The organism is Streptomyces sp. Isolate_45 (assembly GCF_024721315.2).
Lineage (GTDB): Bacteria > Actinomycetota > Actinomycetes > Streptomycetales > Streptomycetaceae > Streptomyces.
The window spans coordinates 21,361-44,752 of the sequence record NZ_JANFAK020000001.1 but is presented as its reverse complement, the minus strand read 5'-3'; the positions used below and the strand labels follow the sequence as shown (position 1 = coordinate 44,752).

Here is a 23,392-nt window from a genome sequence, read left to right as displayed (position 1 = left end):
AGAGGGCGCATGGGACACTCGGCGCCGCCACGATGGTCCGATGCGCACCCACCACACCGTCCTGACCCTGGCCGCCGCCGCGGGGCTCCTCGTGCTCACCGGATGTGCCGAGGTGGCCCCCGTCGAGTCGAAGCCGGCGTCGTTACCGGTCGCCGCGAAGCCGTCGGCCACGCAGCCGTCCGCCCCGCAGTCACCCGCCGCCAAGGCACCCGCCGCGAAGCCTTCCGCCCCGTCCGCCGACCCCGCTGCCGCCCGCGCGGCCGCCGGCCTGCCCGCCGCGCCCGAAGGCGCCGCCCGGCAGGCCTTCATCGGCGGTCTCGACGCCATCGACCGGGACATCGTCCACGGCAAGGAGGACAAGGCCATCGGCCGGGGCGTCAACACCTGCTCCGCGATCAAGAACCACCCCGGGGACCGGGCCAAGCAGATCGAGCAGACCGAGCAGCGCTGGACCAGCCCCACCCACCCCGAGGGCCACGGCGCGGCGAAGGCCGCCAGGATCCTCGACGTGGCCCACAAGAACATCTGCCCCACCTTCTGACCGCTGCCGTCCGGGGCCCGGCGTACCGTTCCGGCCACGTTCCGGCCACGTTCCGCAGGGGGACCGGTCCCGGAGCCCGGATGCGTCCCGTCGTCGCGGAGGATGGTGCGAGGACGGGCCGACCGGCCCACCGAACGGTACGGGGGAGAGGTGGCGGAAATGCCGGAGCGGGACGCGGCGACGGATGCGGTGACCGACGCGGAGGCAGGTGTCGGCGAGGAGGCCGCTCCGAAGCGGGAGGTCTCCTACGACGACACCATGCCGGGGACGCTGCTGCTGTTCCCCGCGCTGCTCCTGCTGCGGTTCCTGGGGGAGCACGCGTGGGCGTACTGGACGGCGGCGGCGATCGGCGCCCTCGGGGTGGTGGCCTCCGGGTTCGGGATCGCGTCCGCGGTCGGCAGCCTGCGGCGGGGGCGGCGCAGGTGGGCCGCCCTCGCCGTCATCCTTCTGTTGCTGGGCGCGTGCCTGGTCTTCGTGAGCCGGCTCGTCCAACACTTCTGAGCGCTTCCGATCCCCGCGCCGGCGGCAGAACCCCGTTCCGCCACGGGGCCTCAGGCCAGGGCGGGTTCCTTCTCCGGGTCGGTCGCGGCGGTCGGGGCGGCCGGGTCCGGGTCGGTGTTGAGTTCGGTCAGCATCTGCTTCGTGAAGCCGAAGAAGTACGTGGCGAGGAAGCCGGCCAGGTAGCCGACGGCCAGGCCGCCCGCGTAGACGGCGATGGTGGCACCCATGCCCGCCTTGCCGTCGAGGAGCGGGAACAGGGCCCAGCCCGACGGGCCGATCGCGGTGGAACCGACGCCGACGCCGAGCTGGCTGAAGAGGCCGACGAACGCCCCGCCGGCCGCGCCGCCCGCGCAGGCCGTGATGAAGGGGCGGCCCAGCGGCAGGGAGACGCCGTAGATGAGCGGTTCGCCGACGCCCAGGAACCCGGCGGGCAGCGCGGACTTGATGGTGGCGCGCAGCGAACCGTTGCGGGGGAGCCGGAGGTAGACGGCGACGGCCGCGCCGACCTGGCCCGCGCCGGCCATGGCGAGGATGGGCAGCAGGACCGTGTATCCCGACTGTTCGATCAAGGTGGTGTGGATCGGGATGAGGGCCTGGTGGAGGCCCAGCATGACCAGCGGGAGGAACAGTCCGCCGAGGACGAGTCCGGCGAAGGCGCCGCCGGTGGTGAGGAGCCAGTTGGCGAAGGTGCCGATGGCGGTGGAGACCTCACCGGCGAGGAACATCAGGCCGAAGAGGGTGACGAGGCCGGAGACCAGCACCGTCAGGGTGGGGGTGACGAGGACGTCCAGGGCCTCCGGGACCCACTTGCGGCACCACTTCTCCACCTGGACGGCGAGCAGGGCCGCGGCGAGCGCGCCGAGGACGCCGCCCTGCCCGGGGGACAGCTGCTGGCCGAACGCGTCGATCTTCGCGACTCCGGGGAAGACGATGATCGCGGCGACCGCGCCGCCGAGGATCGCGGTGCCGCCGAACTCCTTCGCGGTGTTGTAGCCGACGAAGACGGCGATCAGGGACATGAACCCGGAGGCCATCGCGGCGAGCGCCGGGACGAGCGCGGGCAGCCAACCCAGGTTGGTGAGCATGCCGTTCAGGCCCGCGATGATGCCGCAGCCGATGAGGGCCGGGATCAGCGGGACGAAGATGTTCGCGATGCGCCGCAGGAACAGCTTGAAGGGGGTGGAGTTCCTCGCCTTCCGGGCGTCCTTGAGGGCCGCGCCCTCCGCCGCGAGTTCCTCGGCGGTGACGGCCTTCGGCGCCGCCGAGCGACCCTCCTCGACGAGGGCCTCGAACTCGGGCGTGACGCGGGCGACGGTGCCCGGGCCGAGGACGATCTGGTACGTGTCGTCCTCGACGACGCCCATGACCGCGGGGACCGCCTTGAGGGCCTCCTCCTGCACGAGGGTCCGGTCGCGCAGGCCGATGCGCAGACGGGTCATGCAGTGTGCGATGGAGGTGATGTTGTCCGGACCGCCGACCAGAGGAAGGATCGCGGCGGCTGTGGCGCGGTTCTTGTCAGTGGACATGGTGGTGTCGCCTTGCGTAGGGGGTGCGGGCGGGTCAGCGGGAACCGGTGGCGGCGGAGGCTTCGGTCGCTGCTTCGGCCGGTGCCTCGGTCGGTGCCTCGGCGAGGGCGGCGCGGAGGTGGCCGTCGGAGGCGGTGAGCAGGCGGGCGGCGGCCGGGCCGTCGACGCCGCCCAGGATGACGAGGATGGCGTTCTTCACCTCGCCGTCGGTGGCGGCGAGTGCGGCCTCGATCTCCTCGTCGGGGGCGCCGGTGGCCAGGGCCACGATGCGGCGGGAGCGGGCGCGCAGCTTCTCGTTGGAGGCGCGGACGTCGACCATGAGGTTCCCGTAGGTCTTGCCGAGCCGGATCATCGTCACCGTCGAGATGAGGTTCAGTACGAGCTTCTGCGCGGTGCCCGCCTTCAGCCGGGTCGAGCCGGTCAGCAGCTCGGGCCCGACGACGACCTCGATGCCGTGCTCGGCGGCGGCGGCGAGCGCGGAACCGGCGTTGCAGGACAGCCCGACGGTGAGCGCGCCGCGGGCGCGGGCGGACTCGACGGCGCCGATCGCGTACGGGGTGCGGCCGGAGGCGGAGATCCCGATGACGGTGTCGTCGGGGCCGATCCCCAGCGCGGTCAGGTCCTCGGCGGCCAGTTCCGCGGAGTCCTCGGCGCCCTCGACGGCCTTGACCATGGCGGAGGGGCCGCCCGCGATGAGGCCGACGACCCGCGCCGGGTCGGTGTTGAAGGTGGGCGGGCACTCGCTGGCGTCCAGGACGCCCATCCGGCCGGCGGTGCCGGCGCCCGCGTAGACGAGCCGGCCGCCGCGGGCCATGCGAGCGGCGATCCCGTCGACGGCGGCGGCGATCACCTCCAACTGCCCCGCGACGGCGGCCGGGACGGTGGCGTCCTCGGCGTTCATGATGCGGGTGATCTCCAGGGTGGACAGCCGGTCGATCTCGGCCAGTTCGGGGCGGAACGCCTCGGTGGTGAGCGTGTCGAGCTGGGCGCGGAGGGCGGCGTACGCGGTCATGGGCGGGGCTCCTGGCGGGTCGTGCGCTTGCTGGTGGGGGCGGTGGCGGAGTGCCGGGGGGCGAGGGCCTCGTAGGAGGAGGCCAGGGCCGGCGCGGCGGTCTCGTACGTCCGCTGCGCGACGCCGACGAACAGGCAGTCGACGACGAGCAACTGGCTGGTCCGGCTCGACATGGCGGCCGGCCGCAGCTGCGTCTCGCGGGCGGCGGAGGTGGCCAGGACGAAGTCGGCGTAGTGCGCGACGGGGCTGCCGGGGCGGCCGGTGACGGCGATGGTCGTCGCGCCGTGCGCGAAGGCGTGCCGCAGCGGTTCGATGACGTCGCCGGTGCTGCCCGAGTGGGTGACGGCGACGGCGACGTCCCCGGGGCGCAGCAGGACGGCGTTGGTGACGGCGAGGTGCGGGTCGTTGTGGGCGTGCGCGATGAGGCCGATGCGCAGCAGCTTCTGCGCCAGGTCCTGGCCGACGAGGGCGGAGGCGCCGACGCCGTAGATGTCGATGCGGCGGGCGGTCGCGAGGGCGCCGACGGCGCCGGACAGCTGCGCCAGGTCGAGCCCGGCGGCGGTGTCGGCGAGGGTCTGCGCCTCCTCGTGCGCCAGCTTGGCGACGACGTCCGCGAGGGGGTCGTCGACGGCTATGTCGACGGTGACGGCGGGGGCCGCGCCCGACTCCTGCTGCGCGGCGAGCGCGGCGAGCGCGAGGCGCAGGTCGCGGTAGCCGGGGTAGCCGAGGAGGCGGGCGGTGCGGACGACGGTGGCCTCGCTGGTGCCGGTGTGATCGGCGAGGGCGGAGACGGTGAGCTGGGCGCAGCCGGCGGGATCGGAGGCCACGGCCTCGGCGACCGCCTGCATGGAACGGGTCATGGACGGGCCGAGGCTGCGCACGCGGGCGCGGAGGGCGGCGGGGACGGGGGGCGTCGGGGCGGGGGCGGTGCCCGGGCCGGCTCCGGGGGTGATTCCGGCTCCGGGGGTCGTTCCCGCTCCGGGGCCCGTTCCCGCCGCGGGATCCGCCGCGACGTCGCTGAAAGTTTCTTTCGCGTTCTTGCTCACGTCTGAAATCTATTTTCAGGCGCGGGTGCGGGTCAAGACACCATGGGGCCCGTGTCGGGAGGGACTTCGGGCACCGGGAAAAGGGACCTTCGCCACCCGGGTCGCTCGGGTCCACAATGAGCCCATGGACACCGCGACCCCCCTGGAACAGGCGCTGCACGTCGCCCGCGCACTCGTTCTCGCCGATCTCGCCGCAGGTGAGGTCGCCGACGCCGACGTCGTCTCCCTCGTCGAGGACTCGGTCACGCACCGCCGGTGGTGGGTGGAGCAGTGGCCGGAGGGTGTCGACTACCTCGCCGGACTCGTCGCGCAGGACGTGAAGGACGCCCTGCTGGAGAAGTACGGACGCTGGCCGCTGTGCCCCGTCTGCGGGCACGGGGATCCGCACGCGCTGGACGTCGAGCCGGAGCTGGGACCCGATCCGCACTGGGTGTGCTCCGAGGCGGGGGTGCGGGTGGCGGCGGTGGGCGGCCTCGGCCCCGTCCTCCACCCGGGCCGGTGAGCCGCCCGTGACGGTCTACATCGACCCGCCGGTCTGGCCCGGACACGGCCGCATGTGGTCGCACCTGGTCAGCGACGTCTCGTACGAGGAACTGCACGCCTTCGCGGCGTCCATCGGCTGCCCGCCCCGCGCCTTCGAACGGGACCACTACGACGTCCCCTCGCACCGCTACGCCGACGCGGTCGACGCGGGGGCGGTGGAGATCGGCAGCAAGGAACTGGTCCGCCGCCTCACGGACGCGGGCCTGCGCCGACCGAAGGGCCGGCCGTTCTGAGGGGGCTGCGGGGGAGGGCTCGATCAGGCGTCACGATGAGCGGGGACGCCTTCACCGAGCCGATCAACCTCACGCACGACTCCCCGACGGGCAGCTTCCGCGTCGAGCGGTGCGCGGGCGGGCAGACCCGGGGCGTCGAGAAGGCGGTCCGGGTGGACTGGTCGGACAACGCGAGCAATGAAACGGGTTACGAGATCCGCAATACGACTCTCAACCAGAGCTTCCTCGTTGACGCCAATGCGACGAGCTTCTCGCTCCCCCACCTCAATGACAAGATCAGGCACTGCGTCCAGGTCCGGGCGGTCGGCGTCCAAGGCCGCTCGGCGTGGACACCCGTGGGCGAGCGGGTGGAGTGCGCGTGACGCCCTAGACGCGCTCCGGGGCGGTGGTCGGGTTCGCCATCGTGGCGGATGCCACGACGAGGGTGCCGTGGGCCGGCCGGCGGTGCAGGCGCAGGGCGATCAAGGTGAGGCCGATCGCGGTGACGGTCATCGCGGCGCCGGCCCACGCGGTGGCGGCGAAACCGAGCCCGGCGTCGATGACGGTGCCGCCCAGCCAGGGTCCGCCGGTGTTGCCGAGGTTGAACGCGGCCGTGGTGGTGGCGCCGGCCAGGGTCGGGGCGACGCCGGCCACGTTGAACATGCGGGCGTTGAGCGCCGGGGCGGTGAAGAACGCCGAGACGCCGAGGAGGAAGGACAGGGTGATCGCCGCGGCCGCCGTGGAGGCCAGCAGCGCCAGTGCCGCCAGGAAGACCGTCGAGGCGGTGACTCCCCAGATCATCACCCCGAAGAGGTGCGCGTCGGCGACCCGCCCGCCGATGGTGGTGCCGATCAGCGCGCCGACGCCGAACAGGCCCAGGATCCACGGGACCCACTTCGAGTCCAGTCCGGCCACGTCCGTGAGCAGCGGCGACAGGTAGCTGAAGGCGCAGAAGATGCCCCCCGCGGCCAGCGCCGTCACGCCGATCGACAGCCACACCTGACGGTCGCGGTAGATGCGCAGCTCACGGCCGAGGCGGGGCTTCTCGTCGGGCAGCGGGATCCGCGGGATCAACGCCAGGATCCCGACCAGGGCGACCGCGGAGGCCGCGCCGACCGACCAGAACGCGGAGCGCCAGCCGAGGTGCTCCCCGAGGAAGGCGCCGGCGGGGACGCCGAGGACGTTGGCGATGGACAGGCCGCCGATCATGACGGCCATCGCGCGCGCCCGCTGGTCCTTGTCCACCATGGCGATGGCGACGGCCGCGCCGACGGCCCAGAACCCGGCGCAGGCGAGCGCCGACACCACGCGGGAGGCGAAGAGCAGCCCGTACGAGGGGGCCAGCGCGCCCGCCACCTGCCCGAGGCCGAAGACGATGATCAGCGCGATGAGGGTGGTGCGGCGTGGCAGCCGCAGGGTGGCGACGGCCAGCAGCGGGGCGCCGACGACCATGCCGATCGCGAAGGCGGATATGAGCAGGCCGGCCTGCGGGATGGTGACGCCCATGTCCGCGGCGATCGGTGGCAGGAGCCCCGAGAGCATGAACTCGCTGGTCCCGAGCGCGAAGACGGACAGGCCGAGGATGTACACGGCGACCGGCATGCGGGGACGCGCGGAGGAGGCTGACGGGGCTGACGAGGCTGCGGGCATGACATACACAAACCCGCCCTTAGCGGGGCGCATTCCCGTGTGACGGTCCGTATGTCAGGTCGGGTCGTTCGGCGGCGTCAGGTCTGGTCCTTCGGGTCGGTCGGTTCGGCGGGCCCCGTCGCCGTCGTGAGCGCGGCCAGTTCCCGGGCCAGGTTCCGGCGGGCGGGGGCCTCCCAGTGGGCGGCGCCGTACGGGGTGCGGAAGAGGCGGGGCAGGTCCAGCAGCTGGCGCAGTACGGCGGCGCGGCCGGTCCGGAAGGCCTCGTCGGGGACGAAGCCGTACTCGGCGCGGACGGCGGCGGCGTAGCCGGCGTAGGCGGCCGGACTGCCGGCCAGGACGGCGAGGTCGGCGTCGCAGAGGGCCTCGCCGTTGGTGTCGCCCGGGGCCGGGTCGTGGGTGACGGTCAGCCGGACCAGCCGGGCGGTCTCGGCGGTGCGGTCCGGGTCGACGCCGAGCTCGGCGAGGGCGCGCTCGGCGAGGACCGCGCTGCGCTCCTCGTTCTCGGAGCGGTCGGGCCGGTAGACGGCGTCGTGGAACCAGGCGGCGAGCTCGGTGGCGGCCGGGTCGGCGGCGTGCGCCGTCAGCGCGTCGAGGTGGGAGAGGACGTCGGCGAGGTGGTCGGTGGTGTGGTACCTGCGCTGCGGCTCCGCCCAGGCGGTGAGGAGGCGGTCGGCGTAGGGCTCGGGGTCGACGTCGGGGGCCGTGCCGGCGGCGAGGAGGGTGGCGCGGAAGCGGGTGCGGAGGTCCGCGTCGCGGGTGGTGGGGTCGGGGGTGCGGAGGTCCGCGTCGTGGGTGGCGGGGTCGGTGGTGCGGGCCGCGGGGTCGGTGGCGCGGGCCGCGGGGTCGGTGGCGCGGGCCGCGGAGGCGGTGGTTCGGCTCGTGGTGTCGGCGTGCTCGGGGTCCGTATCCATGCGCACATTGTGGGGGTGGCGTGATTGTGCTGGTGGAGCGCGGGCGGGGCCCCGTACCCTGCATATTGGACTAGACCTATTTTCCATATCGGCCCGGCCCGGGCCATACGCGCAGTTTTCCGATTTCCGAAATCCGAAGGATGGGACGACATGAGCAACCGTGCGCTCCTGGAGGTGATCGCCCTCGACGTGGAGGACGCGGTCGCCGCCCAGGCAGGTGGGGCGGACCGACTCGAAATGGTCACCGACATCGCCGCCGACGGGCTCTCCCCGTCGCGCGAGACGTTCGCGGCGATCAGGGCGGCGGTCGACATCCCGCTGCGCGTGATGCTCCGCAGGACGGACGGGTTCGCCGCCGGGGACCTGGCCGGTCTGGTGGAAACGGCGCGGGGGCTGCGGGCGGAGGGCGCGGACGAGTTCGTACTCGGGTTCCTGGACGCGGAGGGCGGGCCTGACCTGGCCGCCGTCGAGGCGGTCGCGGCGGAACTCGACGGTTGCCGGTGGACCTTCCACCGGGCGATCGACCGGGCACCGGACCGGGACCAGCTGCGGAAGGCGCTCGCGGAGCTGCCCGGCCTGGACACGTACCTGACCGCCGGGTCGGCGGCCGGGGTCGACGAGGGGCTGCCCGTGCTGCTCGCGGAGGCGGCGCGGGCGGGTGAGCCGGGGTACGGGGCGCGGATCCTGGTCGGCGGGGGCCTGGCCCTGCGCCACCTGCCGGAGCTCCGGGCGGCCGGCATCGACGCCTTCCACATCGGAGGCGCGGCCCGTCCGGAGGGCTGGGACCGGCCGGTGTCGGCGGCGGCGGTTGCCGAGTGGCGGGGGGCGTTGGGGTAGGGGGTGGGGGTGGGGGCCGGTCGGGGGTGGTGTTGGGGCGGGGCCGCTGCGGGTGCGGGTGCGGTGGCTGCGGGTGGGTCGGGGCCGGTGCCGGGGTGGGGTGTCGTCCGGGACGGGCATGATTTATGGCGCCCTGTCCGCTGCTGCGTTGGTGGGGCGGTACCGCGCGCCAACAAATCACGTTTTAGTCCCGGACGACACCCCACCCCGTCCCCGTCCCCGACCTGCGGCACGTCCTCCGGTCCCGGGCTCGACCTGCGGGTCCGTAGCCCCCCTCGTTACCGGCCCTGACTCGGGGGCCGGTCCCGTTCCGCCCGACCTGCGGGTCCGTTTCCCGGGCTTGTTCCCGGTCCCGGTCTGCGGGGGTTGTTCCGGCCTGAGGGGGCTTGGGTGGTTCAGGGGGTGAGGTTGTTGAGGAAGTTGCTGATCAGGGGGGTTATTTCGGAGAGGTGGGTTTCCAGGGCGAAGTGGCCCGCTTCGTCGAAGAGGTGGAGTTCCGCGTCGGGGACGTCGCGGAGGTAGGCCTTGGCGCCCGCCGGGGTGAAGAAGGGGTCGCCCGTGCCCCAGAGGACCAGCAGGGGCGGTCGGGCGGTGCGGAGCCAGGACTGCCAGGCCGGGTAGTGGGCGAAGTTCGCCGAGTAGTCGAAGGCCAGGTCGGCCTGGGCGTCGGCGCGGCCCGGCAGGCCGAGGTAGTGGACGTCGAGGGTCCAGCCGTCGGGGGAGATCCGGGCGGGGTCGGCGACGCCGGTCTCGTACTGGAAGCGGGTGCCCTCCTCGGTGAAGAGGCCCCGGATCCTGTCCTCGTCGCCGGGGACGTCGCGGCGCAGGCCGGCGAACTCGCGAGCCGCGTCGGAGAGGCCCTCCTCGTACGCGTTGCCGTTCTGGACGATCAGGCCGGTCACCCGGTCCGGGTGGCGGGTGGCCAGTCGCAGGCCGACGGGGGCGCCGAAGTCGAAGGCGTATAGGGCGTACCGGTCGAGGCCCAGGGCGTCGGTGAAGCCCTCCACGACGTCCGCGAGGCGGTCGAAGTTGTACGTGAAGTCGTCGGGGGTCCTGGTCCGGCCGAAGCCGGGGTAGTCGGGGGCGATCAGGCGGTGCGGGGTGCCGTCGAGGGCGTCCATCAGGCGGGCGAACTGGTGGGAGGAGGTGGGGAAGCCGTGCAGGAGGAGCAGGACCGGGGCGTCGGCGGGGCCGCTCTCGCGGTAGGCGACGGCCACGCCGTTCACGTCCACGGTGCGATGCAGGACAGACATGTAATGCCTCCGTTGGCTTGGGTGGCATTAGTTTTGCTCAGGTTTTCTAATGGGTCAAGGGGGGTTGGTATCGTTAGTGCATGACCGTCTTCCCGCTCACGGGTGAGCACCTCGCCCTGGACCTGCTGAACACCCGCCCCACCGTCGGGGACCTGATCGCCGATCCCGCGGGGCTCGCCGCGTGGCTTGAGGTGGAGGCGGGGCGGGTGGTGCCCGTGGGTGAGGTGGGACCGGACGAGGTGGCGGCCGTGCGGGCGGTGCGGGAGGCCGCCGGCCCGGCGCTGGCGGCCGTCCGGCGGGGTGAGCGGCCGCCGGACGGTGCGCTGCGGGTGCTCAACGCCGCACTGGCGGGGGCCCCGGCCCACCGGGAGTTGGCGTGGGTCGAGGGGGGCGGGCTGGAGGCGGTCGCGCTCCGGGACGCGGCTCCCGGTCGGCGGCTCGCGGCGGAGCTCGCGGAGGCCGTCGCGGACCTGTTGGCCGGGCCGCGGGTGGCGGAGGTCCGGGAGTGCGAGGCCCACGACTGCGCCCTGTTGTTCCTGCCGGCGCACCCGCGGCGGCGCTGGTGCGTGGCGTCGGCCTGCGGAAACCGGGCCCGGGTGGCCCGTCACTACGCCAAGCGGAAGGAGGCGTAGGGGCGGCCCGCTTCGGGTCAGTCCTGTTCCTTCAGGACGGGGAACTCGCGGGGCGCGACCAACAGGAGGACCAGCAGCGCGGCGAGGGCGGCGGCCGTCGCGCCGAGGAAGATGTGGTCGACGGCGGCGGCGACCGCCGAGCGCAGGTGGGCGGCGGTGGCCTCGGGGAGGGAGCCCGGGGCGGCCAGGGCCTTCGAGACGTCGTCCAGCCGTTGCGGGAGGCCGGGCAGCGGGGCGTCCGCCAGCCGGGCGGCGATCGTCGCGTTGGCCACGGCGCCGAGGAGCGCGGCGCCCACGCTCTGGCCGACGGTGCGGCAGAACAGGACCGAGGCCGTGGTGGTCCCCCGCTCCTCCCAGCCCACGGTGGACTGCACGCCGATCATCAACGGCAGTTGGAAGAAGCCGAGGGCGAAGCCCAAGAGCAGCATGATCAGCGCGGGCTGCCAGGCCCGTGCGGGGTGGGGGAGCAGCGTGAAGGCGAACAGGATCACCGCGGCCGCCCCGATGCCGAGGACGGCGGTGTCGCGGAAGCCGATGCGCCGGTAGACGTGCTGGCAGAACGCGGCCGAGATGGGCCAGCTCAGCGTCATCAGGGCCATCACGAACCCGGCGCCGACGGGGCCGAGGCCGAGCACGGTCTGGGCGTACGTCGGCATGAACACCAGCGGGGCGACCATCAGCAGGCCCAGCGCGCCCAGGGCCAGGTTCACGGCGGCGATGGTGCGCCGCCGCCACACCCACCCGGGCAGGATCGGCTCCTGGGCCCGGCGTTCCACCCGGACCACCACCGCGGCCAGCCCGGCGGCCGCCGCGAAGAGGGCCAGGGAGGGCGCGGACAGCCACGGCCAGGCGACGCCGCCCTGTACCAGCGCGAAGAGCAGCACCCCGCCGCAGGCGAAGACGCCGAGGGCGCCCGCCCAGTCGACCGGGCCCCGGCGGCCCGGGGAGCGTACGGGTTCGACGAGGTGCCGGGCGGTGAGCCACAGGGCGAGCCCGGCCAGCGGGACGTTGATGAGGAAGGTCCAGCGCCAGCCCGCGTACGCCGCGAGCAGTCCGCCGAGCGCGGGCCCCAGCAGCGAGGACGAGGCCCAGACCGTGGTCATCCGGGCCTGGATCCGCGGGCGTTCCTTCAGCGGGTACAGGTCGGCGGCGAGGGTCTGCACGGTGCTCTGGAGCGCGCCGCCGCCCAGCCCCTGGACGATCCGGAAGGCGATGAGCGCGGCCATGTTCCAGGCGGACGCGCACAGGACGGAGCCGACGAGGAACAGGGCCGTGCCGAAGAGGAGGACGGGCTTGCGGCCGAAGGTGTCGCTCAGCTTCCCGTACACGGGGAGGGTGACGGTGACGGCGAGGAGGTAGCCCGAGAACAGCCAGGAGAAGACGGAGAACCCGCCGAGGTCGCCGACGATCTGCGGGACCGCGGTGGAGACGATCGTGGTGTCGAGGGCGACCAGGGCCATGCTCAGCATCAGCGAGATGACCACGCGGGTCGGCGGACGTCCCTCCGGACGCCCGTCCACAGGCTTGTCGCGGCGGCCCGACCGATTGGCGGAAACGTTTCCTCCGAGGGGGTCCGTCCCGTCCTCCACGGGGGTCTCCCCCTGGTTCCCCTCCGCCGCCACCACGCCGCCTCCCCCTGTGTGCCCCCGGCACCCGGACGCGGAGAACACCTTCTCACCAGGGGTGTGTCCGGCGGTATCCCTCACCCCGGGCGGGCCGGGGGGCCCGGATCCCCTAGGGGTCGCTCCCCCCAACGGGCCAGGGAACGTTCGTCCCGGCGGATGAGGCCGAACGTCCCGCCGCGTCCTTAACTGAGTCATACGAGCGGGGTAGCGGGGGTGGGGTTAACCCCCCGGTGGATACGGCGATGGGCACCAGCGCGCCGGACACCCCCCGCACCACAGACTTCACGACGGCGACGCACGCACGCACCAGCGCGCACCGGGCGCGCAGCGAACAGGGGAGAACACCGTGACAACCGCGATGACCGAAACCAGGCACGGGAGTACCGGGGGGAACGGCGCCGTCGCGGCCCGGGCGCGCCAGGTCGTCAAGGCCTACGGCACCGGCGAGACCCGCGTCGTCGCCCTCGACACGGTCGACGTCGACATCCACTCCGGCCAGTTCACCGCGATCATGGGCCCCTCCGGCTCCGGCAAGTCCACCCTCATGCACTGCCTCGCCGGCCTGGACACCGTCACCAGCGGACAGATCTTCCTCGACGAGACCGAGATCACCGGCCTCAAGGACAAGAAGCTCACCCAGCTGCGCCGCGACCGCATCGGCTTCATCTTCCAGGCCTTCAACCTGCTCCCCACGCTCAACGCCCTGGAGAACATCACGCTCCCCATGGACATCGCGGGCCGCAAGCCGGACCCGCAGTGGCTGGACCGGGTCGTGGACACCGTGGGTCTCGCGGGCCGCCTCAAGCACCGCCCGACCGAACTCTCCGGCGGACAGCAGCAGCGCGTCGCCGTGGCCCGCGCCCTCGCCGCCCGCCCGGCGATCATCTTCGGCGACGAGCCGACCGGAAACCTCGACTCCCGCGCCGGCGCCGAAGTCCTCGGGTTCCTGCGCCAGTCCGTGGACGAGCTCGGCCAGACCATCGTCATGGTCACGCACGACCCGGTCGCCGCCTCCTACGCGGACCGCGTCATCTTCCTCGCCGACGGCCGGATCGTCGACGAGATGTACGGGCCCACCGCGGACCAGGTCCTGGACCGCATGAAGGACTTCGACGCGCGCGGGCGGACCTCGTGACCGTCATGAAGACCGCGCGGCGCAACTTCGTCGCGCACAAGGGGCGCATGGCGCTCTCCGCCATCGCCGTACTGCTGTCCGTCGCCTTCGTGTGCGGGACCCTGGTGTTCACCGACACGATGAACACCACCTTCGACAAGCTCTTCGCCGTCACCAACTCCAACGTCACGGTCAGTCCCAAGGAGGCCGTCGCCGGGGAGGAGGCCCCCGCCACCGGCAAGCCCCGGACGCTGGACGCCTCGGTCGTCGACCGGGCCGCGAAGGCCGAGGGCGTCAAGGGCGCTCAGGGCGGCGTCCTGTCCATGGCCGTCACCGTGGTCAACGCCAAGAACGAGAACATGGGCTCGACCACCGGCGCCCCGACCATCGCGGGCAACTGGAACGACAACGAGCTCAAGTCCATGAAGATCACCTCCGGTCACGCCCCGCGCGGCCCCACCGAGATGATGGTCGACAGCGACACCGCGAAGAAGCACCACCTCGCGCTCGGCGACGAACTGCGCACCATCGCCGTCACCGGCGACACCCGCGCGCGGATCAGCGGCATCGCCGCGTTCACCGTGACCAACCCGGGCGCCACGATCGTCTACTTCGACACCGCCACCGCGCAGCAGCGACTGCTCGGCGCCCCGGGCGAGTTCACGCACGTCAACATCACCGCCAAGGACGGGGTGAGCGACGAGCGGCTCAAGCAGAACGTCGCCAAGGTCCTCGGCGCGGACGCCTACACGCTCCAGACCGCCAAGGAGGCCGCGGACGCCAATCGCAAGGACGTCGGCTCCTTCCTCGACGTCATGAAGTACGTGATGCTCGGCTTCGCCGGCATCGCCTTCCTCGTCGGCATCTTCCTGATCTTCAACACCTTCTCCATGCTGGTCGCCCAGCGCACCCGCGAGATCGGCCTGATGCGCGCCATCGGCGCCGACCGCGGGCAGATCAACCGGTCAGTGCTCGTCGAGGCCTTCCTGCTCGGGGTCGTCGGCTCCCTGCTCGGTGTCGCCGCGGGCATCGGCCTGGCCGTGGGCCTCATGAAGCTCATGGGCCAGATGGGCATGGAGCTGTCGACCGACGACCTGACCATCGCCTGGACCACCCCGGTCGTCGGCATCCTCCTCGGCGTCGTCGTCACCGTCGTCGCCGCCTACGTCCCCGGCCGCCGGGCCGGCAAGGTCTCCCCGATGGCCGCCCTGCGCGACGCCGGCACCCCCGGTGACCGCAAGGCCGGCATCGTCCGGGCCGTCCTCGGCCTCGTCCTCACCGGCATCGGAGGCGCGGGCCTGTTCCTCGCCACGGCCGCCGAGAAGGCCTCGGCCGGCTCGCTGTGGCTCGGCGTCGGCGTGGTGTTCACGCTCATCGGCTTCATCGTCATCGGCCCGCTGCTCGCGGCGGGCGTGGTGCGGGTGCTCTCCGGAGCGGTCCTGCGGCCCTTCGGCTCCGTCGGCCGGCTCGCCGAACGCAACGCCCTGCGCAACCCGCGCCGCACCGGCGCCACCGCCGCCGCCCTGATGATCGGGCTGGCGCTCGTCGCCTGCCTCTCGGTCGTCGGCTCCTCGATGGTGGCCTCGGCCACCGACGAACTCGACAAGTCGGTCGGCGCGGACTACATCGTCAGCTCCGAGACCGGACAGCCGGTCATGCCGCAGGCCGAGCAGGCCATGCGCGCCAACCCGCGCCTCGACCACGTCACCGCCTACCGGGAGATCCCGGCGAGGATCACCGCGCCGGACGGGACCACCGAGGCCGTGGGCCTCGGCGCCACCGACCCCACCTACGCCAAGGACCTCCGGCGCAAGATGGTGGCCGGCGAGCACGCGGCGGCCTACGGCAAGGACGCGATCGGCGTCGGCTCGATCTACGCCGACGCGCACCGCGTCAAGCTCGGTGACGAGCTGACGGTCGCCTTCGACGGCGGGAAGACGCTCAAGCTCAAGGTCGCGGCCATCACCAGCGACGAGGGCAACCTCGACAAGGGCATGAAGTACATCAGCACCGCCCTCGCCGAGGCCTCCGTCCCGGCCGACCGGATGCCGCGCCCGTTCATGCTGCTGGCCACCGCCAAGGACGGCCAGGCCGGGACCGCGTACGCCGAGGTCAAGAAGGCCCTCGCGGAGTACCCGCAGTACACCGTCCGCAACCAGGCCGACTACAAGCAGGCCCTGAAGGACCAGGTCGGCCAGCTGCTGAACATGGTCTACGGCCTCCTCGGCCTCGCCATCGTCGTCGCGATCCTCGGCGTCGTGAACACACTGGCCCTCTCGGTCGTCGAGCGGACCCGCGAGATCGGCCTGATGCGCGCCATCGGCCTCTCCCGCCGCCAGCTGCGCCGCATGATCCGCCTGGAGTCGGTGGTCATCGCCCTCTTCGGCGCCCTGCTGGGCCTCGGACTGGGCATGGGCTGGGGCGCCGCCGCGCAGCAGCTGCTGGCCCTGGAGGGCCTGAAGGTCCTGGAGATCCCGTGGCCGACCATCCTCGGGGTGTTCGCCGCATCGGCCCTGGTGGGCCTGTTCGCCGCACTGGTACCGGCCTTCCGGGCGGGGCGGATGAACGTACTGAACGCGATCTCCGGCGAGTAACCCCGCCGGACGGTCGTACGGGGGGACGTCGCCCCGGGCAGCCCGAAAGGGCGGCCCGGGGCGGCGTCGTGCCAGGGGGCACCGGGGCGGGGGCGGGGCGGGCGCCGGGGCGGGATCGCTCAGATCCGGCGCAGGACGACCGTTCCCCGGGCGGTGCCCACCAGCGTGAAGCGGGCGTCCGGGTGCAACTGCCGGGCGTAGCCGACCGGGTCCTCGCCGGCCCAGCCGGAGGCGTTGTCGTAGACGACGTAGTCGGGCAGGACGCCCTTGGTGTCGCCGATCCAGAACACCCGGCAGCGCGAGGTCAGTCGGGTGATCGGCGCGATGTCGCTCTCCACGCTCGCGCCGTTCGGGATCCGGGCGAGGAGCCGCTCGACCGCCCCGACCCGGGCGGGTCGCTCGTACGTGGAGGCCTCCCCGAGCCGGGCCAGGGGCAGGGTGGTCGCGCTCAGCGCGAGGCCGGCCGCGAGCAGTGCGGCGGGCAGCTGGAGGGAGTACGCGCGCAGCCAGGGGCGGGGCGACCGCCGGGAGGCGTCGAGGGCGTCGGCCAGGGCGAGGGCGGCGATCGGCATCAGGACCGCGCTGTAGTGCCAGTCGGTGGACCAGTAGTGCTCGTCGCCGGACAGGAACCGCCAGCCCAGCGTCGGCGCGGCGACCAGCAGCAGCGGGGAGCGCAGCGCGAGCAGCCCCGTGGTGGGGACGAGGACCCAGGCGAGGGTGGAGAGCTTGGTGCCGAGCCCGTCGAGGGGGCCGGGGCCCGCGCCGTCGAGCTTGTCCCAGTAGGCGTAGCCGTCGGCGGCGAAGGCGGGGATCACGACGGTGAACACCAGGACGGCGGCCAGCGCCCCGAGGACGGCCACCGCGACCGCGGCCCGCGCGGCCCACCGGTCGGTCCGCCGGGCGCGCCAGGCGACCACCAGGGCCAGGGCGGCGAGGGTGACCCCGAGGTCCTCCTTGACCAGCAGCAGCGGCAGCCCCCAGCCCAGCGCGGCCCACCACCGGCGGGCGACCAGCGCCTCCAGGGCGAAGGCGAGCAGCGGGACCGCGAAGCAGATCTCGTGGAAGTCGAACTCGACGGCTCGCTGGATCCCCCACGACAACCCGTACGCGGCGCCGAGCGCGAGCCCCCGGGCCGGCCCGAGGAACCGGGCCGCGGCCCGGGTGACGGGCACCGCGGACACCGCGAACAGCGCCGCCTGCACGACGAGGAGGGTGACCGGGGTGGGGAACGCCCGGTAGAGGGGGGCGATCAGGGCGATGACCGGGCTGAAGTGATCGCCGAGCACGAGGGCGCCCGGCCCCTTCAGGTCGACCACCGGCGGCCGGAGCCAGGCGTAGGCCCGGACGGCCTGCTCGAAGATGCCCAGGTCCCAGGACAGGGTCTCCATGCGCCGGTGGCGCGACACGGACAGCACGGCGTACGCGAGGAACAGCGCGGCGGCGAGGAGCCACGCGTCCCGGCCGGTGCGGAACGCGGCCGGCCCCGGCTTCCGCACGGCCGACGGCCCCCGTACGGCCCGGCGCGGCCCGGGAACGACCGGGACGCGGGGCGGGGCCGGGGTCGCCGAGGGCGCCCCGGCCGTCGTCGGACTCCCGGATATGGACATACGTCCAGATTGTCATTCCGGTCGGACGGACCGGGCTCCGGCCCCCCGTTTCGGCCGTGGCCGGAAACCCCCGGGCGGCGCCGGACGGGCGGGCCGCGCCCCGGTGGGGGACGGTGGTGGAGGGGCGGGCGGGCGTAGGGTGGGAACCCCCGGCCCGTTCACGTGTCGGGTCCTTCGCGTTGCCCGTACCCGCGCCGCACCCGCCCCGACCCTGCTCTTCCCCCTGCCCACGGACGAACTCGTCACCGGACGGAAAGCCCCCTTCATGAGCCTGCACGGACTGCTCGACGCCGTCACCCGGGATCCCGCCCTCACAGAGGCGGTCACCGCGGCCGGGGACGGCAACCGGATGCACGTGGACCTCGTCGGCCCGCCCGCCGCGCGGCCCTTCGCGATCGCCGCGCTGGCCCGGCGCACCGGGCGGACGGTCCTCGCCGTGACGGCCACCGGGCGCGAGGCGGAGGACCTGGCCGCGGCGCTGCGCTCGCTGCTGCCGCCGGACGGGGTGGTGGACTACCCCTCCTGGGAGACGCTGCCCCACGAACGGCTCAGCCCGCGCAGCGACACCGTCGGCCGCCGCATCGCCGTCCTGCGCAGGCTCGCCCACCCGAGCGCGGACGACCCGGCCGCAGGGCCCGTCTCGGTGGTCGTCGCACCGATCCGCTCCGTACTCCAGCCGCAGGTCAAGGGCCTCGGCGACCTGGTCCCCGTCAGCCTGAGGCAGGGGCAGAACGCCGACCTCGGCGAGATCACCGCCGCCCTCGCGGCGGCCGCGTACGCGCGCGTCGAGCTGGTCGAGAAGCGCGGCGAGTTCGCAGTGCGCGGCGGCATCCTGGACGTGTTCCCGCCCACCGAGGAGCACCCGCTGCGCGTGGAGTTCTGGGGCGACGACGTGGAGGAGATCCGCTACTTCAAGGTCGCCGACCAGCGGTCCCTGGAGATCGCCGAGCACGGGCTGTGGGCCCCGCCCTGCCGCGAGCTGCTGCTCACCGACGAGGTGCGCGGGCGGGCCGCGGCGCTGGCCGAGCTCCACCCCGAGCTGGGCGAACTGCTCGACAGGATCGCCGAGGGGATCGCCGTCGAGGGCATGGAGTCCCTCGCCCCGGTGCTCGTCGACGACATGGAGCTGCTGATCGACGTCCTGCCCGCCGGGGCGATGGCCGTGGTCTGCGACCCCGAGCGGGTCCGCACCCGGGCCTCCGACCTGGTGGCGACCTCGCAGGAGTTCCTGATGGCCTCCTGGGCGGCCACCGCCGGCGGCGGCGAGGCCCCCATCGACGTCGGCGCGGCCTCCCTGCGGGGCATCGCGGACGTCCGCGAGCACGCCCGCGAGCTCGGCATGATGTGGTGGTCGGTGTCGCCGTTCGCCGCCGACGAGGACACCGTCGGCGGGGACACCCTCAAGCTCGGCATGCACGCCCCCGAGGCCTACCGCGGCGACACCGCCCGCGCGCTCGCCGACACCAAGGGTTGGCTCGCCGACGGCTGGCGCACCGTCTACCTCACCGAGGGCCACGGCCCGGCCGCCCGCACCGTCGAGGTCCTCGGCGGCGAGGGCATCGCCGCCCGGCTGGAGTCCGGCCTCGCGAAGCTCGAACCGTCGATCGTGCACGTGGCCTGCGGCTCCCTCGACAACGGCTTCGTCGACCCGGCCCTGAAGCTGGCCGTCCTCACCGAGACCGACCTCACCGGCCAGCGCACCGCCACCAAGGACCTCGGCCGGATGCCTACCCGGCGCCGCAAGTCCGTCGACCCCCTCACCCTGGAGGTCGGCGACTACATCGTCCACGAGGCGCACGGCGTGGGCCGGTACGTCGAGATGGTGCAGCGCACCGTGCAGGGCGCCACCCGCGAGTACCTCCTCGTCGAGTACGCCCCCGCCAAGCGCGGCCAGCCCGGCGACCGCCTGTACATCCCCACCGACCAGCTGGAGCAGGTCACCAAGTACGTCGGCGGCGAGGCCCCGACCCTGCACCGGCTCGGCGGCGCCGACTGGACCAAGACCAAGGCGCGCGCGAAGAAGGCCGTCAAGGAGATCGCCGCCGACCTGATCAAGCTGTACAGCGCCCGCATGGCGGCCCCCGGCCACACCTTCGGCCCGGACACCCCCTGGCAGCGCGAACTGGAGGACGCCTTCCCGTACGCGGAGACGCCCGACCAGCTCACGACCATCGCCGAGGTCAAGGAGGACATGGAGAAGTCGGTCCCGATGGACCGGCTGATCTGCGGCGACGTCGGCTACGGAAAGACGGAGATCGCCGTCCGGGCCGCCTTCAAGGCCGTCCAGGACGGCAAGCAGGTCGCCGTGCTCGTCCCGACGACCCTGCTGGTGCAGCAGCACTTCGGCACGTTCTCCGAGCGGTACGCGCAGTTCCCGGTCATCGTGAAGGCGCTGTCCCGCTTCCAGAGCGAGACGGAGTCGAAGGCCACCCTGGAAGGGCTCAAGGAGGGTTCGGTCGACCTCGTCATCGGTACCCACCGGCTGTTCTCGCAGGAGACGAAGTTCAAGGACCTGGGCCTGGTCATCGTCGACGAGGAGCAGCGCTTCGGCGTCGAGCACAAGGAGCAGCTGAAGAAGCTCCGCGCCAACGTCGACGTGCTGACCATGTCCGCCACCCCGATCCCGCGCACCCTGGAGATGGCGGTGACCGGCATCCGCGAGATGTCGACGATCACCACCCCGCCGGAGGAGCGGCACCCGGTGCTGACCTTCGTCGGCCCGTACGAGGAGAAGCAGATCGGCGCGGCGATCCGCCGCGAGCTGCTCCGCGAGGGCCAGTGCTTCTACATCCACAACCGGGTCGAGTCCATCGACCGGGCGGCCGCGAAGCTGCGGGAGATCGTGCCCGAGGCGCGGATCGCGACCGCGCACGGCCAGATGTCCGAACAGGCCCTGGAACAGGTCGTGGTGGACTTCTGGGAGAAGAAGTTCGACGTCCTGGTGTCGACGACGATCGTCGAGTCCGGCATCGACATCTCCAACGCCAACACCCTCATCGTGGAGCGCGGCGACAACTTCGGCCTCTCCCAGCTGCACCAGCTGCGCGGCCGTGTCGGCCGTGGCCGCGAGCGCGGGTACGCGTACTTCCTGTACCCGCCGGAGAAGCCGCTGACGGAGACCGCGCACGAGCGGCTCGCGACGATCGCCCAGCACACCGAGATGGGCGCCGGCATGTACGTGGCCATGAAGGACCTGGAGATCCGCGGCGCGGGCAACCTGCTGGGCGGGGAGCAGTCCGGTCACATCGCGGGCGTCGGCTTCGACCTGTACATCCGGATGGTCGGTGAGGCGGTCGCGGACTACCGGGCCGCCGTCGAGGGCGGGGTCGAGGAGGAGCCGCCGCTGGAGGTGAAGATCGAGCTGCCGGTCGACGCGCACGTCCCCCACGACTACGCCCCCGGCGAGCGACTGCGCCTGCAGGCCTACCGGTCCATCGCGGCGGCCAACTCCGAGGCCGACGTCAAGGCGGTGCGGGAGGAACTCACCGACCGCTACGGCAAGCTTCCGGAGCCCGTGGAGAACCTGCTGCTGGTGGCGGGGCTGCGGATGCTCGCGCGGGCCTGCGGGGTCGGCGACATCACCCTCCAGGGCCCCAACATCCGCTTCGGGCCGGTGGAGTTGCGCGAGTCGCAGGAGCTGCGCCTGAAGCGGCTCTACCCCGGGACGGTGCTGAAGCCCGCCACCTCGCAGGTGCTGGTGCCGAGGCCGAAGACCGCGCGGGTCGGCGGGAAGCCGCTGGTCGGGCGGGAACTCCTCGCCTGGACCGGGGAGTTCCTCACCACGATCCTCGGCTCGTAACCGGGTCCGTACGCGCGGGGAGGGCGTCGGCCGTGGCCGACGCCCTCCCCGTTCCGCGTGCGGGCGTTGCTCGTCGGGCGTTACTTGTTGGGGTCGTCGTCGATGCCGAGGCGCTGCTCGGCCTGCTGCTGGGCCTTGTCGATCCGATCGGCGTACTTGTTGCCGGTCTTCTCGTTGGCCTCCTGCTCCAGGTTGTCCGAGATGTCCTTGCCCTTGGTCTTGGCCTGGTCCCTGAACTTGTCGAAAATCCCCATGCGTACGCTCCCTTTGCTGCCCCTTTTGCGACGTTACGTCGGTTGCGGCCGGGCCGCTCGCCGGGGCGGCGGGCTCAGGCGGGGCGTGCGCGCCGGGTCGGGGTCGCGACGGGGGTCCGGGCGAGGCCGGGCAGCTTGAGGTACTCGGCGCTGCTGAAGTCCGGTCCGCCGACGAGCCGCTTGACGAGGTACGGGGCGCCGTCCATCAGGACGTGGTCGGTGATCTCGACGCCGTTGGGCGCGGTCGACTTGAACACGGCCACCCGCCACTGGTCGTAGGAGGTGTCGGCCACCCGCCGGACGTCCTTCCCGTGGGGGAAGGCCTTGGCAGGTATGGCGTGCATGCAGAGGTCCAGGAGGTGGGCGACCGAGGGGTCGGAGCCCTCGGCGGAGATCCATCCCTCGGGATCGGCCTCGGGCCGGGCGGCGCCCTTGAAGTGGTCCTTGAGGAAGCCCTCGTCCCCGTTGAGGGAGAGGGTGCCGTCCTCGAAGTAGAGGTCGGCGGACCCGGCCTTCATGACGGTGACCTGGCCCTCGCACAACCGCTCTCCCTCGACGCTGAGGAGGGCAGTGATCTGGCGGCCGTCCATCGTGCCCGAGATGTGCAGGTCCTTGCCGGCGACGCGCTCCGTCTCCTCGTAGGCGGTGCGCAGTACGGCGGCGGGATCCTTGCCCGCGAACGGGTCGGGCTTCGCCGGGGCCGATGTGCTGGAGGTCGGTGAGGGCTTGCCCTGCCCGGCGTCGGAGGACGGTCCGCACGCCGTGAGGGTCAGCAGGGCCGCGCAGCCGAGCGCGGTGGTGATGATGGTCGTGGTGGTGCGCAAGTCGGTTCCCCCCTGGGAGCGTTCAAAGTCTCCAGAGGTTAACCACGGGTGCGCGATGCCCGGTCGGGGGAGAGCGGATTCAGGACTTCTTCCAGGTCGCGCAGCCCGTGGTCTTGAAGTAGGCGTCCTTCGCGGAGATCGTCACGACCGCCGGGCCCTCGGGGTTCTCGTTGGCGATGATGGAGTCCAGTTCGTGGTCGGCGGACTTGGAGCGCTCCCAGTAGCAACCCGCGGCCCCCTCGGCGAGGCCGGTGGACTTGTAGGTGCCGGGGGCGATGTCGGAGCCCACCTTGTACATGCCGCCCTCGCCCGAGAACTCCGTCTTCGGGGCGGCGCCTGCGGCCTTGGGGTCGACGGCCTCCCAGTCCTTGCAGCCGGAGGACTTGAAGATCTTGTCGGTGGCCTCGATGGTCACGTAACTCGCCCCGGTGACGTTGTCGTTGGCGATGATCGACTCCAGTTCGGCGTTGGAGTCCTTGGCCCGCTCCCAGTAGCAGCCCAGGTCCTTGTTGCCGGTGGTGCGGTAGGTGCCGGGCTTGACGTCCCCGGGGACCTGGAAGGTGCCGCTGCCGCGGATCGCCGCCTCCTTCTCCTCGGCCGGCTTCTGGCTGCTCTGCGCACTCGGCTGCGCGCCGGGCTGTCCGCTCTGGGCGCCGCCCGACGAACCCCCGGACGTACCCGCGTCCGTCTTCGCGCTCGCGGCGGCGGCCGGCTTCCCGTCCTTGGTCGTCTCCGTCCCGGTGCAGGCGCCGACCGCGACGAGCGCGAGGAGCGCGCCGCAGCCCGTGAGTACCTTGTTTCGGGCGGTCCGGCTCTTGCGCGGGGTGTGGGACATGGAGTGCTCCTGACTGAACTCGGGTTCGTGCGCGGCTGGTTGCTCGCGCCGCCGTTCGACGGGATCATCACAACAG

General features: G+C 72.9%; 21 protein-coding genes. 10 read left to right on the top strand and 11 right to left on the bottom strand.

Annotated features, from left to right (window positions below; all coding sequences use genetic code 11):
- The first annotated feature begins 40 nt into the window (after positions 1–40).
- Positions 41–541: a hypothetical protein gene (locus NOD94_RS00195; RefSeq protein ID WP_281203587.1), complete on the top strand. Its 501-nt coding sequence runs from the start codon at positions 41–43 to the stop codon at positions 539–541.
- Positions 542–700: 159 nt separating this feature from the next.
- Entirely contained in the window at positions 701–1,042 is a 342-nt protein-coding gene (locus NOD94_RS00190; protein ID WP_281203586.1) for a hypothetical protein, read from the top strand.
- 50 nt (positions 1,043–1,092) lie between these two features.
- Here NOD94_RS00190 and NOD94_RS00185 read toward each other — a convergent pair whose 3' ends face one another.
- From NOD94_RS00185 to NOD94_RS00175, 3 genes are read right to left on the bottom strand one after another with little or no spacing between them, the layout of a single operon-like run.
- Positions 1,093–2,568 (bottom strand): PTS transporter subunit EIIC, encoded by a 1,476-nt coding sequence (locus NOD94_RS00185; protein ID WP_281203585.1) that lies wholly within the window; start codon positions 2,566–2,568, stop codon positions 1,093–1,095.
- A 34-nt stretch (positions 2,569–2,602) separates the two neighbouring features.
- The gene (gene murQ, locus NOD94_RS00180; RefSeq protein ID WP_281203584.1) at positions 2,603–3,580 is read right to left on the bottom strand and encodes an N-acetylmuramic acid 6-phosphate etherase; all 978 of its coding nucleotides are present in this window, start codon (positions 3,578–3,580) and stop codon (positions 2,603–2,605) included.
- Positions 3,577–4,533 (bottom strand): MurR/RpiR family transcriptional regulator, encoded by a 957-nt coding sequence (locus NOD94_RS00175; RefSeq protein WP_281203710.1) that lies wholly within the window; start codon positions 4,531–4,533, stop codon positions 3,577–3,579. Before NOD94_RS00175 ends, murQ begins: the two co-directional genes overlap by 4 nt.
- 217 nt (positions 4,534–4,750) lie before the next feature.
- Between NOD94_RS00175 and NOD94_RS00170 the strand changes: the two genes are divergently transcribed.
- From NOD94_RS00170 to NOD94_RS00160, 3 genes are read left to right on the top strand one after another with little or no spacing between them, the layout of a single operon-like run.
- Positions 4,751–5,128 carry a hypothetical protein gene (locus NOD94_RS00170; RefSeq protein ID WP_281203583.1) on the top strand — a complete coding sequence of 126 codons (378 nt, stop codon included), beginning with the start codon at positions 4,751–4,753 and terminating at the stop codon, positions 5,126–5,128.
- A 7-nt stretch (positions 5,129–5,135) separates the two neighbouring features.
- Positions 5,136–5,402 carry a DUF4031 domain-containing protein gene (locus tag NOD94_RS00165; protein ID WP_281203582.1) on the top strand — a complete coding sequence of 89 codons (267 nt, stop codon included), beginning with the start codon at positions 5,136–5,138 and terminating at the stop codon, positions 5,400–5,402.
- Between the two features lie 35 nt (positions 5,403–5,437).
- Positions 5,438–5,764: a hypothetical protein gene (locus NOD94_RS00160; RefSeq protein WP_281203581.1), complete on the top strand. Its 327-nt coding sequence runs from the start codon at positions 5,438–5,440 to the stop codon at positions 5,762–5,764.
- Positions 5,765–5,768: 4 nt separating this feature from the next.
- Here NOD94_RS00160 and NOD94_RS00155 read toward each other — a convergent pair whose 3' ends face one another.
- Together NOD94_RS00155 and NOD94_RS00150 are read right to left on the bottom strand one after the other, a co-directional pair.
- The gene (locus tag NOD94_RS00155) at positions 5,769–6,983 is read right to left on the bottom strand and encodes a Cmx/CmrA family chloramphenicol efflux MFS transporter (protein ID WP_281203580.1); all 1,215 of its coding nucleotides are present in this window, start codon (positions 6,981–6,983) and stop codon (positions 5,769–5,771) included.
- A gap of 125 nt (positions 6,984–7,108) precedes the next feature.
- On the bottom strand, positions 7,109–7,942 hold the full coding sequence (locus NOD94_RS00150; protein ID WP_281203579.1) for a hypothetical protein: 834 nt from the start codon (positions 7,940–7,942) through the stop codon (positions 7,109–7,111).
- Positions 7,943–8,092: 150 nt separating this feature from the next.
- Between NOD94_RS00150 and NOD94_RS00145 the strand changes: the two genes are divergently transcribed.
- Entirely contained in the window at positions 8,093–8,779 is a 687-nt protein-coding gene (locus NOD94_RS00145; protein ID WP_281203578.1) for a copper homeostasis protein CutC, read from the top strand.
- A 395-nt stretch (positions 8,780–9,174) separates the two neighbouring features.
- Here the strand turns inward: NOD94_RS00145 and NOD94_RS00140 are convergent, their stop codons facing one another.
- The gene (locus tag NOD94_RS00140; RefSeq protein WP_281203577.1) at positions 9,175–10,032 is read right to left on the bottom strand and encodes an alpha/beta hydrolase; all 858 of its coding nucleotides are present in this window, start codon (positions 10,030–10,032) and stop codon (positions 9,175–9,177) included.
- An 80-nt stretch (positions 10,033–10,112) separates the two neighbouring features.
- Here NOD94_RS00140 and NOD94_RS00135 point away from each other — a divergent pair, with 80 nt between their 5' ends.
- Complete coding sequence (locus NOD94_RS00135) at positions 10,113–10,664, top strand: ABATE domain-containing protein (RefSeq protein ID WP_281203576.1); 552 nt, start codon at positions 10,113–10,115, stop codon at positions 10,662–10,664.
- Between the two features lie 17 nt (positions 10,665–10,681).
- On the opposite strand, the gene NOD94_RS00130 is transcribed toward NOD94_RS00135, so the two are convergent.
- Positions 10,682–12,286, bottom strand: coding sequence for an MDR family MFS transporter (locus NOD94_RS00130; RefSeq protein ID WP_281203709.1), 1,605 nt, complete (start codon positions 12,284–12,286; stop codon positions 10,682–10,684).
- A gap of 349 nt (positions 12,287–12,635) precedes the next feature.
- Between NOD94_RS00130 and NOD94_RS00125 the strand changes: the two genes are divergently transcribed.
- Positions 12,636–13,424, top strand: coding sequence for an ABC transporter ATP-binding protein (locus NOD94_RS00125; protein WP_281203575.1), 789 nt, complete (start codon positions 12,636–12,638; stop codon positions 13,422–13,424).
- Entirely contained in the window at positions 13,421–15,997 is a 2,577-nt protein-coding gene (locus NOD94_RS00120; RefSeq protein ID WP_281203574.1) for an FtsX-like permease family protein, read from the top strand. The genes NOD94_RS00125 and NOD94_RS00120 overlap by 4 nt, the downstream gene beginning before the upstream one ends.
- A 119-nt stretch (positions 15,998–16,116) precedes the next feature.
- Here the strand turns inward: NOD94_RS00120 and NOD94_RS00115 are convergent, their stop codons facing one another.
- Complete coding sequence (locus tag NOD94_RS00115; RefSeq protein WP_281203573.1) at positions 16,117–17,604, bottom strand: DUF2079 domain-containing protein; 1,488 nt, start codon at positions 17,602–17,604, stop codon at positions 16,117–16,119.
- Between the two features lie 265 nt (positions 17,605–17,869).
- Here NOD94_RS00115 and mfd point away from each other — a divergent pair, with 265 nt between their 5' ends.
- Positions 17,870–21,403 (top strand): transcription-repair coupling factor, encoded by a 3,534-nt coding sequence (mfd, locus tag NOD94_RS00110; protein WP_281203572.1) that lies wholly within the window; start codon positions 17,870–17,872, stop codon positions 21,401–21,403.
- Positions 21,404–21,483: 80 nt separating this feature from the next.
- Here mfd and NOD94_RS00105 read toward each other — a convergent pair whose 3' ends face one another.
- From NOD94_RS00105 to NOD94_RS00095, 3 genes are all read right to left on the bottom strand, one after another.
- Positions 21,484–21,657 carry an Rv0909 family putative TA system antitoxin gene (locus NOD94_RS00105; RefSeq protein WP_281203571.1) on the bottom strand — a complete coding sequence of 58 codons (174 nt, stop codon included), beginning with the start codon at positions 21,655–21,657 and terminating at the stop codon, positions 21,484–21,486.
- 74 nt (positions 21,658–21,731) lie between these two features.
- The gene (locus NOD94_RS00100) at positions 21,732–22,481 is read right to left on the bottom strand and encodes a hypothetical protein (protein WP_281203570.1); all 750 of its coding nucleotides are present in this window, start codon (positions 22,479–22,481) and stop codon (positions 21,732–21,734) included.
- A 79-nt stretch (positions 22,482–22,560) separates the two neighbouring features.
- Entirely contained in the window at positions 22,561–23,316 is a 756-nt protein-coding gene (locus NOD94_RS00095; RefSeq protein WP_281203569.1) for a hypothetical protein, read from the bottom strand.
- Positions 23,317–23,392: the final 76 nt, after the last annotated feature.